The organism is Indioceanicola profundi, assembly GCF_003568845.1.
Lineage (GTDB): Bacteria > Pseudomonadota > Alphaproteobacteria > Azospirillales > Azospirillaceae > Indioceanicola > Indioceanicola profundi.
Window position 1 is genome coordinate 456,872 of sequence record NZ_CP030126.1, and the last position, 13,129, is coordinate 470,000.

At 66.3% G+C, this 13,129-nt stretch carries 8 protein-coding genes, 2 tRNA genes and 2 rRNA genes (1 of these 12 only partly in view); 10 read left to right on the plus strand and 2 right to left on the minus strand.

What is annotated here, in order from left to right; translation table 11 throughout:
* Positions 1–36: 36 nt before the first annotated feature.
* Positions 37–768 (minus strand): hypothetical protein, encoded by a 732-nt coding sequence (locus DOL89_RS02230; RefSeq protein ID WP_119677684.1) that lies wholly within the window; start codon positions 766–768, stop codon positions 37–39.
* 129 nt (positions 769–897) lie between these two features.
* Here DOL89_RS02230 and DOL89_RS02235 point away from each other — a divergent pair, with 129 nt between their 5' ends.
* The 4 genes from DOL89_RS02235 (at position 898) to DOL89_RS02250 (ending at position 7,739) form a co-directional block, all read left to right on the plus strand.
* On the plus strand, positions 898–1,692 hold the full coding sequence (locus DOL89_RS02235) for an enoyl-CoA hydratase/isomerase family protein (RefSeq protein ID WP_119680182.1): 795 nt from the start codon (positions 898–900) through the stop codon (positions 1,690–1,692).
* A 451-nt stretch (positions 1,693–2,143) separates the two neighbouring features.
* Positions 2,144–3,844: a monovalent cation:proton antiporter-2 (CPA2) family protein gene (locus DOL89_RS02240; RefSeq protein ID WP_119677685.1), complete on the plus strand. Its 1,701-nt coding sequence runs from the start codon at positions 2,144–2,146 to the stop codon at positions 3,842–3,844.
* Positions 3,845–3,912: 68 nt separating this feature from the next.
* Entirely contained in the window at positions 3,913–5,616 is a 1,704-nt protein-coding gene (locus tag DOL89_RS02245; RefSeq protein WP_119677686.1) for a cation:proton antiporter, read from the plus strand.
* Between the two features lie 113 nt (positions 5,617–5,729).
* Positions 5,730–7,739, plus strand: coding sequence for an acetyl/propionyl/methylcrotonyl-CoA carboxylase subunit alpha (locus DOL89_RS02250; protein ID WP_119677687.1), 2,010 nt, complete (start codon positions 5,730–5,732; stop codon positions 7,737–7,739).
* Here the strand turns inward: DOL89_RS02250 and DOL89_RS02255 are convergent.
* Positions 7,736–8,218, minus strand: coding sequence for a GNAT family N-acetyltransferase (locus DOL89_RS02255; protein ID WP_119677688.1), 483 nt, complete (start codon positions 8,216–8,218; stop codon positions 7,736–7,738). The two genes, DOL89_RS02250 and DOL89_RS02255, sit on opposite strands and share 4 nt — an antisense overlap.
* A 110-nt stretch (positions 8,219–8,328) precedes the next feature.
* Between DOL89_RS02255 and DOL89_RS02260 the strand changes: the two genes are divergently transcribed.
* The 6 genes from DOL89_RS02260 to DOL89_RS02285 form a co-directional block, all read left to right on the plus strand.
* Positions 8,329–9,228 carry a hydroxymethylglutaryl-CoA lyase gene (locus DOL89_RS02260; protein ID WP_119680183.1) on the plus strand — a complete coding sequence of 300 codons (900 nt, stop codon included), beginning with the start codon at positions 8,329–8,331 and terminating at the stop codon, positions 9,226–9,228.
* Positions 9,229–9,405: 177 nt separating this feature from the next.
* The gene (locus DOL89_RS02265) at positions 9,406–9,831 is read left to right on the plus strand and encodes a DUF1489 family protein (RefSeq protein WP_119680184.1); all 426 of its coding nucleotides are present in this window, start codon (positions 9,406–9,408) and stop codon (positions 9,829–9,831) included.
* A 630-nt stretch (positions 9,832–10,461) separates the two neighbouring features.
* Positions 10,462–11,946 (plus strand): 16S ribosomal RNA (locus DOL89_RS02270).
* 190 nt (positions 11,947–12,136) lie between these two features.
* Positions 12,137–12,213, plus strand: a tRNA-Ile gene (locus DOL89_RS02275).
* Between the two features lie 5 nt (positions 12,214–12,218).
* Positions 12,219–12,294 (plus strand) — tRNA-Ala (locus DOL89_RS02280).
* A gap of 268 nt (positions 12,295–12,562) precedes the next feature.
* Positions 12,563–13,129 (plus strand): 23S ribosomal RNA (locus tag DOL89_RS02285); it runs 2,180 nt beyond the window's last position.
* Together the 16S and 23S rRNA genes with 2 tRNA genes alongside form the textbook arrangement of a ribosomal RNA operon.

Below are 13,129 nucleotides of genomic sequence, written 5' to 3' on the forward strand. Positions count from 1 at the left end.
CCGGGCCTGCATTTTCATGCCGGGATGCGGGCCGGGTCAGATGCCCTGACCGTCGCGGTAGCCGCGGCGGGCGTCCAGCTTGCCCCAGGTGCCGGAATTCTCATGGCTGCCGCTGCCGGCCATTGCCATGTCGTGGCGGCGATGCTCGGTGGAGCGTCGCCACTCGCTGGTCCCGACAGCGCCGGTCTGGGCGTGCGCGTTGGCGTTGCGGCCTAGGTCGGACTTGGCGCGCAGGCTCCGGTCATAGTTGCTGTCGCGGGACTGCCGCCACTCACTCTCGGCGACGCGGCCGCCGGTATGCGGGGTCTGATCGGATTTCAGGTGCATGGTGTGCTCCGTCTCCTCCAGAGTGTCGTCCATGACCCATGCTCCATGGCTGGTCCGGCGTCCGCCGCCGATATGGCGGCTGCCGTGGCCGGGGCTGGAATGGGTCTCGGTCAGCGAGCCCGCGGCCAGCGCGAACAGGCCGTAGCCCGCAAGCGCCCAGCGAACGGCCGGGGGTTCATCCTCCAGCATGTAGGCGGCCGACAGGAAGGTCGCACCTTCCAGCAGATCGACGGCCAGATGCTGCTTCATGGAGAGTGCCGGATAAGCGCCGACTTCGTAATCCGTCAGATGGGCATAGGCCAGGGTGCCGACCGCGGCGGCATCGGTCAACCGCCGCACCTTCTTGTCCCACCCTAACAGGCGGGGCGCTGCCACGAGGGCGATGGCGGAGGCGTAATCCAGCCATCCATGGGTACGGCTGCTGATCGGGCGACGGGGCATGGCCGGGCTCCTTTCCTTGATGGCGGCGTTGTTGTCGGGATGTTCAGCAAACAGTCCGGGCCGGGTTCGGTTGCGGGGCCTGCCCGCGGCGTGTATGGGAAGCCAAAACCGGAAATGGGGGGGCGGATCATGGCGGATGAGGTTCTGGTCGCGCGCGACGGGCGCGGCGTGGCGACGGTCACGCTCAACCGGCCGGAGGTGCACAACGCCTTCAACGACGCGGTGATCGCGGAGTTGCACCGGGTCTGGGACGAGCTGGGCGGCGATGGGGACGTGCGCGTCGTGCTGCTGCGGGGCAACGGCCCCAGCTTCAGCGCCGGGGCCGACCTGAACTGGATGAAGCGCATGGCCGGCTACAGCAGGGAGGAGAACCGGCAGGATGCGCTGGGCCTCGCTCGGATGCTGCGCGCTCTGAACGAGCTTCCGAAGCCCACGGTGGCGGTGGTGCACGGGCCGGCCTTCGCCGGCGGCACCGGGCTGGTCGCCGCCTGCGACATCGCCATCGCCGCCGACACCGCCCTGTTCGCGCTGACGGAGGTGAAGCTGGGCCTGATCCCGGCCACCATCGGCCCCTATGTGGTGGCCGCCATGGGCGCCCGGCAGGCGCGGCGCTACTTCCTGACGGCGGAGCGGTTCAGCGCTCTGGAGGCGCAGCGGATCGGGCTGGTGCATGAGATGGTGCCCGGCCATCTGCTGGAGGACGCGGTGGAGAAGACCGTATCCCGTCTGCTGGATGGCGGGCCGAAGGCTCTGGCCGCCACCAAGGAGCTGATCCGCGCCGTGGACCGCCCGCTGGACGATGCCATGGTCGTCGACACCGCCGACCGCATCGCCGAGGCCCGCGCCAGGGAGGAGGGGCGGGAGGGGATCGCCTGCTTCCTGGAAAAGCGCACGCCGGGCTGGGTGCTCAAGACGCGGGCATAGCGGGTGCGGAGCGCAGGCGAGGAGCGATCTGCTGGAGTTGGGTTGTTTTGAACGATGAAAAGGATGCCGGCCGCGGCGGCTGAAATATGGAAATGATGATTCTGCCGGGCGGCTGCAGGGCGCCGACACCACAGGCCTGATTCCCGGCTGCGCCGTCGAAGCGCCGAAGGCGCGGTGGACCCGTGTTGGTCCTCACCAGCGGCGCAACATGCGCCGCCCCATCCTTTTCATCTTCCAGCCGGCGAAGCCGGCATCCTTTCCATCTTCCATGATGGCCGGCTTCATCCTGACCGCCTGCCGCATCCCGCCCCTCACGCATCGGCAGCAAAGCTGATGCATATCAAAGCGCAAAGATTTGATGGCATCGTAGTTCGGGAATGGAAGTCCCGAACGGGCGCCGCCGCCTGTCCGTCCTCTTCCAACTTGGTCCAAGAAGAGAGTCCAGAGCCCCATGGAAGAGGCGCATCATACGCTTCCCTTCGTCCAGGAATCGCTGCTGTTTCTGGCTGCCGCCGTCATCGTCGTGCTGCTGCTGCACCGCATCCGGGTCAGCCCGGTGCTGGGCTATCTGCTGGCCGGACTTCTTATCGGCCCATCCGGGCTGAAGCTGGTTGGACAAGTGGAGGAGGTGCGGGCGGTCGCCGAGTTGGGCGTGGTGTTCCTGCTGTTCGTCATCGGGCTGGAACTGTCGGTGGAGCGGCTGAAGGCGCTTAAGCGCTGGGTCTTCGGACTGGGAACGGCCCAGGTGCTGGTCACGTCGACCGCGATCGGCCTGGTCGCCTGGGGCTGGGGCAACAGCGTGGAGGTGGCGGTGGTGCTGGGCTCCTGCCTCGCGCTGTCCTCGACCGCCGTGGTCATCCAGCTGCTGGTGGAGCGTGGCGAGGTGGCGAGTCCGACCGGCCGCCTGTCCTTCGCCGTACTGCTGTTCCAGGATCTGGCGGTGGTGCCGATCCTGGTACTGGTCAGCATCCTGGCCAGCCCAGGCGATCAGCCCATTCCGGTGGTGGTGGGGCTGTCCCTGCTGAAGGCCGCGGTGGCGGTGGTGGCGATCCTGGTGATCGGGCGCTACACGCTGGGGCCGCTGCTGCGCCGCGTGGCAGCGACACGCAGCACCGACCTGTTCACGGCCTGCGCCCTGATGATCGTGCTGGGCACCGGCTGGGCCACAAATCTGGGCGGGCTGTCTGCGGCGCTGGGCGCGTTCCTGGCGGGGCTGGTGCTGGCGGGCACCGAATTCCGGCATCAGGTCGAATCGGATATCCAGCCCTTCAAGGGGCTGCTCCTGGGCCTGTTCTTCCTGGCCGTGGGCATGGGCATCGATGTCGGCCTGATCGTGCATCAGCTCGGCCTGGTAGTCCTGTCGGTGGTCGGGCTGATCCTGCTGAAAGCTTTGATCGCCGCCGGTCTTGCCGTCGCCTTCGGCGCGCCGCGGGATGTCGCGATCCGCAGCGGCCTGCTGCTGGGGGAAGGGGGCGAATTCGCCTTTGTCGTCATCGGCACCGCCCTTGCCAGCGGCCTGCTTCCGCAGGAAACAGCGCAGTTCATGTTTGCCGTGGTGGGCCTGTCCATCGTCGCGACCCCGTTCCTGCCGGCTCTGGCGGATGCAGTGGTGAAGCGCGCGGTCCCGCCCCGGCCGGAACTGCCGGTGGGGGCTGAGCCCATCGACCAGGACGGGCTGTCCGGCCACGTCATCATCGCCGGCTTCGGCCGCGTCGGGCAGACGGTCGCCAAACTCTTCACGGAGCAGCAGGTGCCCTATGTCGCCGTGGACCTGGGCCCCGATCTGGTCCGACGCATGCGGGAACAGGATTTGCCCGTGCATTATGGCGACGGCAGCCGTCCGGAAATCCTGAAGCAGCTCGGCGCCGACCGGGCGGTGGCGGTGGTGGTGACTTTGGACACTCCCTCCGCCGCCGGCCGCACCGTGGACACGATCCGCCACCACTGGCCGGATCTCCGCATCTTTGCCCGCTCCCGCGACCGGGAGCATGCGGCCGCACTTCTGGCCCAGGGATGCATCGCCGTGGTGCCGGAAACCTTTGAAAGCAGCCTGTCCTTGGCCAAGGGCGCGTTGGAGGCGCTGGGCGTGCCGACCGCGGCGGTGGATGAGCTGGTGATCAAGCACCGGGAAACGGACGCCACGGCACAATGACAGGGCACAGTAACGGGTCGGCACGCGCCGGCATCGGGCTATGATGGGGCGAACCGAAGGAGAGCCCGATGGAACTGCTCGCCCAGAACCCGTTCTATGAGCTTTCGGCACTGCTGGCCCTGGCGGCCGCGGTTGGGCTCGTGGGGCTGATGCTGCGGCAGCCGCTGATCGTCGCCTTCATCGCCACCGGTATCCTGGCCGGTCCCGATGCGCTGGGCATCGTCCACTCCGCGGAGCAGATCGACCTGCTGGCGGAGATCGGGATCGCGGTACTGCTGTTCCTCGTCGGTCTGAAGCTGGACGTTCAGATCGTGCGCAGCCTGGGCGCGGTGGCGGTGGCGACCGGGCTGGGGCAGGTGGGCTTCACCGCCGGGATCGGTTTCCTGATCTGTCTGGCACTGGGGCTGGACTGGATCACCAGCGCCTATGTCGCCGTCGCCCTGACCTTCTCCAGCACCATCATCATCGTCAAGCTGCTGAGCGACAAGCGAGAGGTCGATTCGCTGCATGGGCGCATCGCGCTGGGATTCCTGATCGTCCAGGATATCTTTGTCGTGTTGGCCATGGTGGCGCTGTCGGCCTATGGCGTCGGAGCCGACAAGGGCTCCAGCGGAATGGGCGTGCCCGGCGTGCTGCTCAGCGGTCTCGTCATGGTCGGGCTGGTCTGGCTGTTCATCCGCTATGTGGCGGAACGGCTGTTGCGCCGGGTTTCCCGCCTGCCGGAACTGATGCTGACATTCGCGCTGGCCTGGGCCGTGCTGTTCGCCGCACTGGCGGACTGGTTGGGGCTGGGGAAGGAGATCGGCGGCCTGCTGGCGGGCGTCAGCCTGGCCTCCACCAGTTTCCGGGAGGCGGTGGCATCGCGCCTTTCGTCCCTGCGCGATTTCCTGCTGCTGTTTTTCTTCATCGGCCTCGGCTCCCGCCTCGACCTGGACCTGCTGGGCAGCATGGTGCCGGAGGCGCTGGCCCTTTCGGCCTTCGTGCTGGCGGGCAATCCGCTGATCGTGCTGCTGATCATGGGCGCCATGGGTTATCGCAAACGCACCGGCTTCCTGGCCGGCCTCACCGTGGCGCAGATCAGCGAATTTTCCCTGATCTTCATGGGCATGGGGCTGACGCTGGGGCATGTGCTGCCCGCCAGCGTGGGGCTGGTCACCCTGGTCGGGCTGATCACCATCACGCTCTCCACCTACATGATCATCTACTCACAGACCCTGTACCGCATCTTCGAGCCGTGGCTGGATTTCGCGGAGCGGGCGGTGCCCCATCGCGAGAGCAGCCAGGACCAGGGTGCTGACGGTATGGGGCGGCATGACGTGCTGCTGTTCGGCCTGGGCCGCTACGGTTTCGAACTCGGCAAAATCCTGACCGAGCGCGGGGCCAAGGTCATGGGCGTAGACTTCGACCCGCGGGTGGTGGAGCGCTGGCGCACCCGCGGCAACGAAGGCACCTATGGCGACGCCGCCGACCCGGAATTTCCGGCGTCGCTGCCGGTAAGCGGGATAAGCTGGGTGGTGATCGCCACCACCCCGCTCGCGCCGGGGGTGACCCACAGCGACAACCGCCTCGCCCTGATCGAGGGTTTGCGGCAAGCCGGCTATGAGGGGCGCATCGCCGTGCGCTGTGACGACCCCTGGGATGCCCGCCGTATGACCGCTGCCGGCGTGGATACCATCCTGATGCCCTTCGTCGACGCGGCCGGACAGGCGGCGGACGTGCTCGGCTTTCCGACCGATGCGGATGGCGGCGGGCAGCAACGCGCCACGGCCTGACGCCGCACTCCCCTGATGACGCGCCGCCGGGAATCCGCTACCACCGTTGCAGATCGTTTCTGCTGCAACGGACCGGGCGCAGACCCGGCCGGACCAAAGGCTTGGGAGGGGGCATGTTCACCACGCTGCTGATCGCCAACCGGGGGGAGATCGCCTGCCGGGTGATCCGGACCGCGAAGCGGATGGGCCTCCGCACCGTGGCCGTGCATTCCGACGCCGATGCCGGTGCACGCCATGTCGCCATGGCCGATATGGCCGTGAATATCGGCCCGGCCCCAGCGCGGGACAGCTATCTGCGCGTGGACGCCATCCTGGACGCCGCCCGCCTTACCGGCGCGCAGGCCATCCATCCCGGCTACGGCTTCCTGTCCGAAAATGCCGCCTTCGCCGACGCCTGCGCCAGGGCCGGCCTGGTCTTCGTCGGCCCGCCCGCCTCCGCCATCCGCGCCATGGGCGGCAAGAGCAAGGCCAAGGCCCTGATGGAGCAGGCCGGCGTGCCTCTGGTGCCCGGTTATCACGGGGAGGACCAGAACCCCGATCTTCTCAAGGCGGAAGCCGACCGCATCGGCTATCCCGTGCTGATCAAGGCCAGCGCCGGCGGCGGCGGCAAGGGCATGAAGGTGGCGGCCACCGCCGCGGAGTTCGCCGACCAGCTCGCCTCCGCCAAGCGGGAAGCGGCCAGCAGCTTCGGCGACGACCGGGTACTGATCGAGCGTTACCTGACCCGCCCGCGCCATGTGGAAATCCAGGTCTTCGCCGACAGCCACGGCGATTGCGTCTATCTGTTCGAGCGCGACTGCTCCATCCAGCGCCGCCACCAGAAGGTGGTGGAGGAGGCGCCCGCCCCGAGCATGGACCCGGCCATCCGCCGCCGCATGGGGGAGGCCGCGGTGGCCGCCGCCCAGGCCATCGGCTATGTCGGCGCCGGCACCGTGGAGTTCCTGCTGGATGAGGATGGCAGCTTCTACTTCATGGAGATGAACACCCGCCTGCAGGTGGAGCATCCCGTGACGGAGATGATTACCGGCCAGGACCTCGTCGAGTGGCAGCTCCGCATCGCGGCCGGCGGGAAGCTGCCGCTTGGGCAGGAGGATCTCGCCATCGACGGTCACGCCATCGAGGTGCGGCTCTATGCCGAGGACCCGGCCAAGGGCTTCCTGCCCCAGACCGGGCGGCTGACGCATCTGCGCTTCCCGGCGGAGGATGGCCGCCATGTGCGGGTGGATACGGGTGTGCGGGCCGGCGACGCCATCTCCATCCATTACGATCCGATGATCGCCAAGCTGATCGTCTGGGACCGCGACCGGCCCGCGGCGGTGCGCCGGCTGTGCCGCGCCTTGGCGGAGACGGAGATCGCCGGGTTGAACGCCAATGTCGGCTTCCTGTCCGCCATCGCCGCCCACCCGGCCTTCCTGGCCGCCGACCTGGACACCCGCTTCATCGAGCGGCACCAAGCCGATCTTCTGCCGGAAGCTCAGCCGGTTCCGGAAGATGCGCTCGCTCTCGCAACGTTGGGACTGCTGCTGGACCGTAATGCCCGGATGGCAGCTCAGGCCCGCGGCTCCAACGATCCCTACAGCCCCTGGTCCCGCAGTGACGGCTGGCGCCTGAATGACGAGGCGCACGACACCGTTACCCTGCGCGAGCCGGGGGAGGGGGGAGCGGAGCATGCCGTGAAACTCACTTATGTCGGCGGCGGTTACCGCTTCCACCTGAGGGAGGGAGAGGTCGCCGTCCGTGGTGAGCTAGGGACGGACGGTACGCTGGTAACGGAGATGGGCGGTGTGCGCAGCATGGCGACATGGATACGCCACGGCTCCGACATCACGCTGTTCCGCGCCGGCCGCACCCATCGCCTCCACCTCGTGGAGCCCTTGGCCAGTGCCGCGGCGGAAGCCGGGGCCGGCGGCCGGCTGACAGCGCCCATGCCGGGCAAGGTCATCGCCGTCCATGTCGCTGACGGTGCGGTGGTGGAGAAGGGGCAGCCGCTGATCGTGCTGGAGGCCATGAAGATGGAGCACGCCATCAAGGCCCCCTCCGCCGGCACCGTAACCCGCATCCGCTTCCAGGTCGGCGAGCAGGTGCCCGACGGGGCGGAGCTGGTGGGGTTCGAGGCGACCTAGCGCAGCATCGCCCCATAGAGCGCGCCCCGCGGGTTCCTGGTCAGGCCTAGCGACGCGTAGAATGCTGCCTGCGGACCGTCCGCGGCGGATGCCAGCCAGATGCAGTCCGCACCCATGCGGTAGGATTCCTCGACCAGCCGGCGCATCAGGGCCGTGCCGATTCCCCGTCTCTGGGCCATCGGCACGACCCCGATCTCCTCCACCCGCATCTGGAACCCGGCGGCGGAGGATTGGGCAACGGCCAGCAGATAGCCCAGCATGGCCCCGTTCCCATCCTCCGCCACGGCGGCATAGGCGCGCGGCATGCCCAGTATTTCCCGGACGCGGTCCAATGCTCGCGCCTCCGGCCAGTCCTCGTTCCAGGGCGGTGCCGCCAGTGCGGAGCGCAGGGCCGCGGCAATCTCAGGCGCGTCCTCCGGTACGCCGGGCCGCAGGCGGGGCGTACCGGCAGAGGAGGCTGCGGAGGAGGGCGGCGTCATGGGGCTGCTCCGGCTGGGCGAACGTCCCGGATAGCAGTGCTGGCTTGCGCCCCGCCGGTCAATCCGTAGAGTGCGGCAACCTGGTCCAGATCGAAGAGAGCGCCCGCCCCATGGCTTTCATCCGCATCGTCGAGGTCGGCCCGCGCGACGGGCTGCAGAACGAGAGCCGGGCCATCGCCCTGGACACCAAGGTGGAACTGATCGACCGGCTCGCCGCCACGGGGCTGAAGAGCATTGAGGCCGGGGCTTTCGTCTCCCCGAAATGGGTTCCGCAGATGGCTGGCTCCGGCGAGGTGCTGACCCGTATCCGGAAAGCGCCCGGCGTGGCCTATCCTGTGCTGGTGCCGAACGAGAAGGGGCTGGAGGCGGCCCTGGCTGCGGGCGCGCAGGAAATCGCCGTGTTCGGAGCGGCATCGGAAAGCTTCAGCCGGCGCAACATCAATTGCAGCATCGCCGAAAGTCTCGACCGCTTCCGTCCTGTCGCCGAGCAGGCCCTTGCGGCGGGTCTGAAGGTCCGCGGCTATGTCTCCTGCGTGCTGGGCTGCCCCTATGAGGGGGAGATCGATGCAGGCAAGGTGGCGGAGGTGGCGGCGGCCCTCGTTTCCATGGGCTGTTACGAGGTCAGCCTGGGAGACACCATCGGCGTCGGCACGCCAGCCAGGGCCAAGCGGATGGCGCAGCGGGTGGCTCAGGATGTCTCGGCCGACAGGCTGGCGCTGCACTTCCACGATACCTACGGTCAGGCCGTGGCAAATATCCTCGCCTGTCTGGAAACAGGCGTTGCCGTCATCGACACATCCGTCGCCGGGCTCGGCGGCTGCCCCTATGCCAAGGGTGCCAGCGGCAATGTGGCGACGGAGGATGTGCTCTACCTGCTCAACGGGCTGGGGCTGGAAACCGGCGTGGACCTTGATAAGGTCGCCCGGATCGGCGGCTGGATTTCGGACCAGCTTGAACGGCCGAACGGAAGCAAGGTGGGGCGTGCCCTGCTGGCGAAGGCAGTCGCCTGAGCCCGGCGAAGTCACGAGCGGAGCGCATGGCCCGCACGGCATGATCCCGGATGCCGGACGGGCAAGGATACGGCTGCGACAGTGCGGCCCCTGGTCCTGCTGCCGCAGGCGCCCAACCTGTCGGGCAGATCGGCGCTCCGGGCGTCCGCTGCTACACGTATCTTCTGGACCTTTCCCATGACCATCCATCTCCTCCGCCTTGCTGTCAGGGCGGAAAGCCTCGAATCGATGCGGGCCTGGCGCCAGGAGGCGCAGATCGACTGGCAGGGCCGGCGTGTCGTGCCGACCTGGACCAAGCGCGCGCCCAACCGTCAAGCCGAGTTGCTGGATGGCGGCTGCATCTACTGGGTGGTGAAGGGATTCATCCGCTGCCGTCAGCGCATGATCGGCTTCGAGATGCGGAACGATGCGGACGGGCAGAGCTACTGCGCCATGATGATGGACCCCGAGCTGGTCGAGACGATCGCCGTGCCAAAGCGCCCCTTCCAGGGCTGGCGCTATCTCAAGCCGGAAGATGCGCCCAACGATCTTGGGGAGGGGAATGGCGGGGACGCCCTGCCGGAACATCTGCTGGAGGAATTGCGGGCGTTGGGCCTGGCCTGAGGGGAATTTCCGCCTTGTGCAGAAAAAACCCATTGACCCAGTCGGTGTAACCCCCTACATAGCCGCTCCGCCGCGGGACGGACCGGTGGCGCTGCTGCGAGGCGGCGCCGGGGGTTGGGTCTGGCGGCGGCGTGGTGTCGAAGACGGTCCCGTCCTTATGGACGGCGCGGCCGGCCCGGAGAGGGAAAGCGGAGCGGGCCTTGAAAAAAAGGCCTTGCGCTGCGGCCCGGACGGGAGTAGATACCGCGGCCCCGGCGAGCGGGACGGGACGGCGGCGACGCGGTCTTGACCAAGGCTCGGATGGGGCCAGATACAGGTTTCGCCCCAGCCTCTGACGAGGTTTGCCGGCCAGCCGCGAGGCGGGCGGCGCGGGGTGTTGGCGGCCTTCGGGCCGCAGCGGTTCTTGAACAACTGCATATGGTTTTGAGAAGGGATGCGCAGGCGGCGGTCTCTGGGTGCCGGCGGGAGCTGGTGTTTGGAGTGCCTTTAGCTTGTGCATCACGCCAAGAATGCTCTGACCTGTTCTGATGGAGACATCGGGGCGGGTGCTTCAGGAGACAATTCGGGTAGGATTGCACCGGTTGAGGTGCTCCGTCGATGAGGATGTTGGTTTCGGCCGATATCCGCTTCAAACCTGAGAGTTTGATCCTGGCTCAGAACGAACGCTGGCGGCAGGCCTAACACATGCAAGTCGAACGAAGGCTTCGGCCTTAGTGGCGCACGGGTGAGTAACGCGTGGGAACGTGCCCTTTGGTCTGGGATAACGTCTGGAAACGGACGCTAATACCGGATGAGCCCTCTGGGGGAAAGATTTATCGCCAAGGGAGCGGCCCGCGTCTGATTAGCTAGTTGGTGGGGTAATGGCCCACCAAGGCGACGATCAGTAGCTGGTCTGAGAGGATGATCAGCCACACTGGGACTGAGACACGGCCCAGACTCCTACGGGAGGCAGCAGTGGGGAATATTGGACAATGGGGGCAACCCTGATCCAGCCATGCCGCGTGAGTGATGAAGGCCTTCGGGTTGTAAAGCTCTTTCGCACGCGACGATGATGACGGTAGCGTGAGAAGAAGCCCCGGCTAACTTCGTGCCAGCAGCCGCGGTAATACGAAGGGGGCTAGCGTTGTTCGGAATTACTGGGCGTAAAGGGCGCGTAGGCGGCGCTTCAAGTCAGATGTGAAAGCCCCGGGCTCAACCTGGGAACAGCATTTGAGACTGGAGTGCTTGAGTTCCGGAGAGGTGGGTGGAATTCCCAGTGTAGAGGTGAAATTCGTAGATATTGGGAAGAACACCGGTGGCGAAGGCGGCCCACTGGACGGATACTGACGCTGAGGCGCGAAAGCGTGGGGAGCAAACAGGATTAGATACCCTGGTAGTCCACGCCGTAAACGATGTCGGCTAGACGTTGGGGCTCTTAGAGCTTCGGTGTCGCAGCTAACGCATTAAGCCGACCGCCTGGGGAGTACGGCCGCAAGGTTGAAACTCAAAGGAATTGACGGGGGCCCGCACAAGCGGTGGAGCATGTGGTTTAATTCGAAGCAACGCGCAGAACCTTACCAGCCCTTGACATGCCTGGACCGGCGCAGAGATGCGCTTTCCTCTTCGGAGGCCGGGACACAGGTGCTGCATGGCTGTCGTCAGCTCGTGTCGTGAGATGTTGGGTTAAGTCCCGCAACGAGCGCAACCCTCATCGTCAGTTGCCATCATTTGGTTGGGCACTCTGGCGAAACTGCCGCTGACAAGGCGGAGGAAGGCGGGGATGACGTCAAGTCCTCATGGCCCTTACGGGCTGGGCTACACACGTGCTACAATGGTGGTGACAGTGGGCAGCGACCCTGCGAAGGGAAGCGAATCTCCAAAAGCCATCTCAGTTCGGATTGCACTCTGCAACTCGGGTGCATGAAGTTGGAATCGCTAGTAATCGCGGATCAGCACGCCGCGGTGAATACGTTCCCGGGCCTTGTACACACCGCCCGTCACACCATGGGAGTTGGCTTTACCCGAAGCCGGTGCGCTAACCCGTAAGGGAGGCAGCCGACCACGGTACGGTCAGCGACTGGGGTGAAGTCGTAACAAGGTAGCCGTAGGGGAACCTGCGGCTGGATCACCTCCTTTCTAAGGAACCGGCTCATCCGCCGCCCCGCCTGAGATGTTCAGGCCCTGGGTTTCCAGGTAAGGGGCCGCCGCCGGCGCATCCCTTCTCAACGGATCATGAGCAACCTGCCCCCGGCAGTCGGGCTTGTGGCTCTGGGCCCCGGATCGGGGTCCGGGGCCGAAGCCTCCGACCCAGGGGCTCGGAAGCTTCGGGCTAGTAGCTCAGCTGGTTAGAGCGCGCGCTTGATAAGCGTGAGGTCGCAAGTTCAAATCTTGCCTGGCCCACCATACCCGGGGGCGTAGCTCAGTTGGGAGAGCGCGTGCTTTGCAAGCATGAGGTCGTCGGTTCGATCCCGTCCGCCTCCACCAGGTTCTTGGTGTCGAGGGGCGGGGAGAGCCCGGCCCCCTTGTGATCCGATGAGAAGACAGCAGATTGCCCGTGGGCATGGCGCATGGCGCCGGCCCTGGGCATTGGAGGCACCGGCCTCCGGTTCTTGGGACATTGTGAAGAAGGTAAATGCAAGTGTGACCGAGGGAGGTCCGCTGGCCTGGGAAGGCCGGTTTGGATCTCCAGGGAACTGCACTTTCAGGTGCGCTTGCGTGTGGGGTTTCCCCTGCGCGTGGGGCATCATGAGAGGATCAAGCGTAATAAGGGCATCTGGTGGATGCCTTGGCACTGAGAGGCGATGAAGGACGTTGCACGCTGCGATAAGCCATGGGGAGCCGCGAGCAGGCTATGATCCGTGGATTTCCGAATGGGGCAACCCACCGCGCAAGCGGTATCCCAAGCTGAATCCATAGGTTTGGGAGGCGAACCCGGGGAACTGAAACATCTAAGTACCCGGAGGAAAGGACATCAACCGAGACTCCGCTAGTAGTGGCGAGCGAACGCGGACCAGGCCAGTGGTCTTCTCTACATAACCGGAACCGTCTGGAAAGTCGGGCCAGAGCGGGTGATAGCCCCGTACGGGTAAACCGGAGAAGATCCTTGAGTAGGGCGGGACACGAGACATCCTGTCTGAACATGGGGGACCACCCTCCAAGCCTAAGTACTCCTCAGTGACCGATAGTGAACCAGTACCGTGAGGGAAAGGTGAAAAGCACCCCGACGAGGGGAGTGAAAGAGCACCTGAAACCGGATGCCTACAAGCAGTGGGAGCCGCCTTGCGCGGTGACCGCGTACCTTTTGTATAATGGGTCAGCG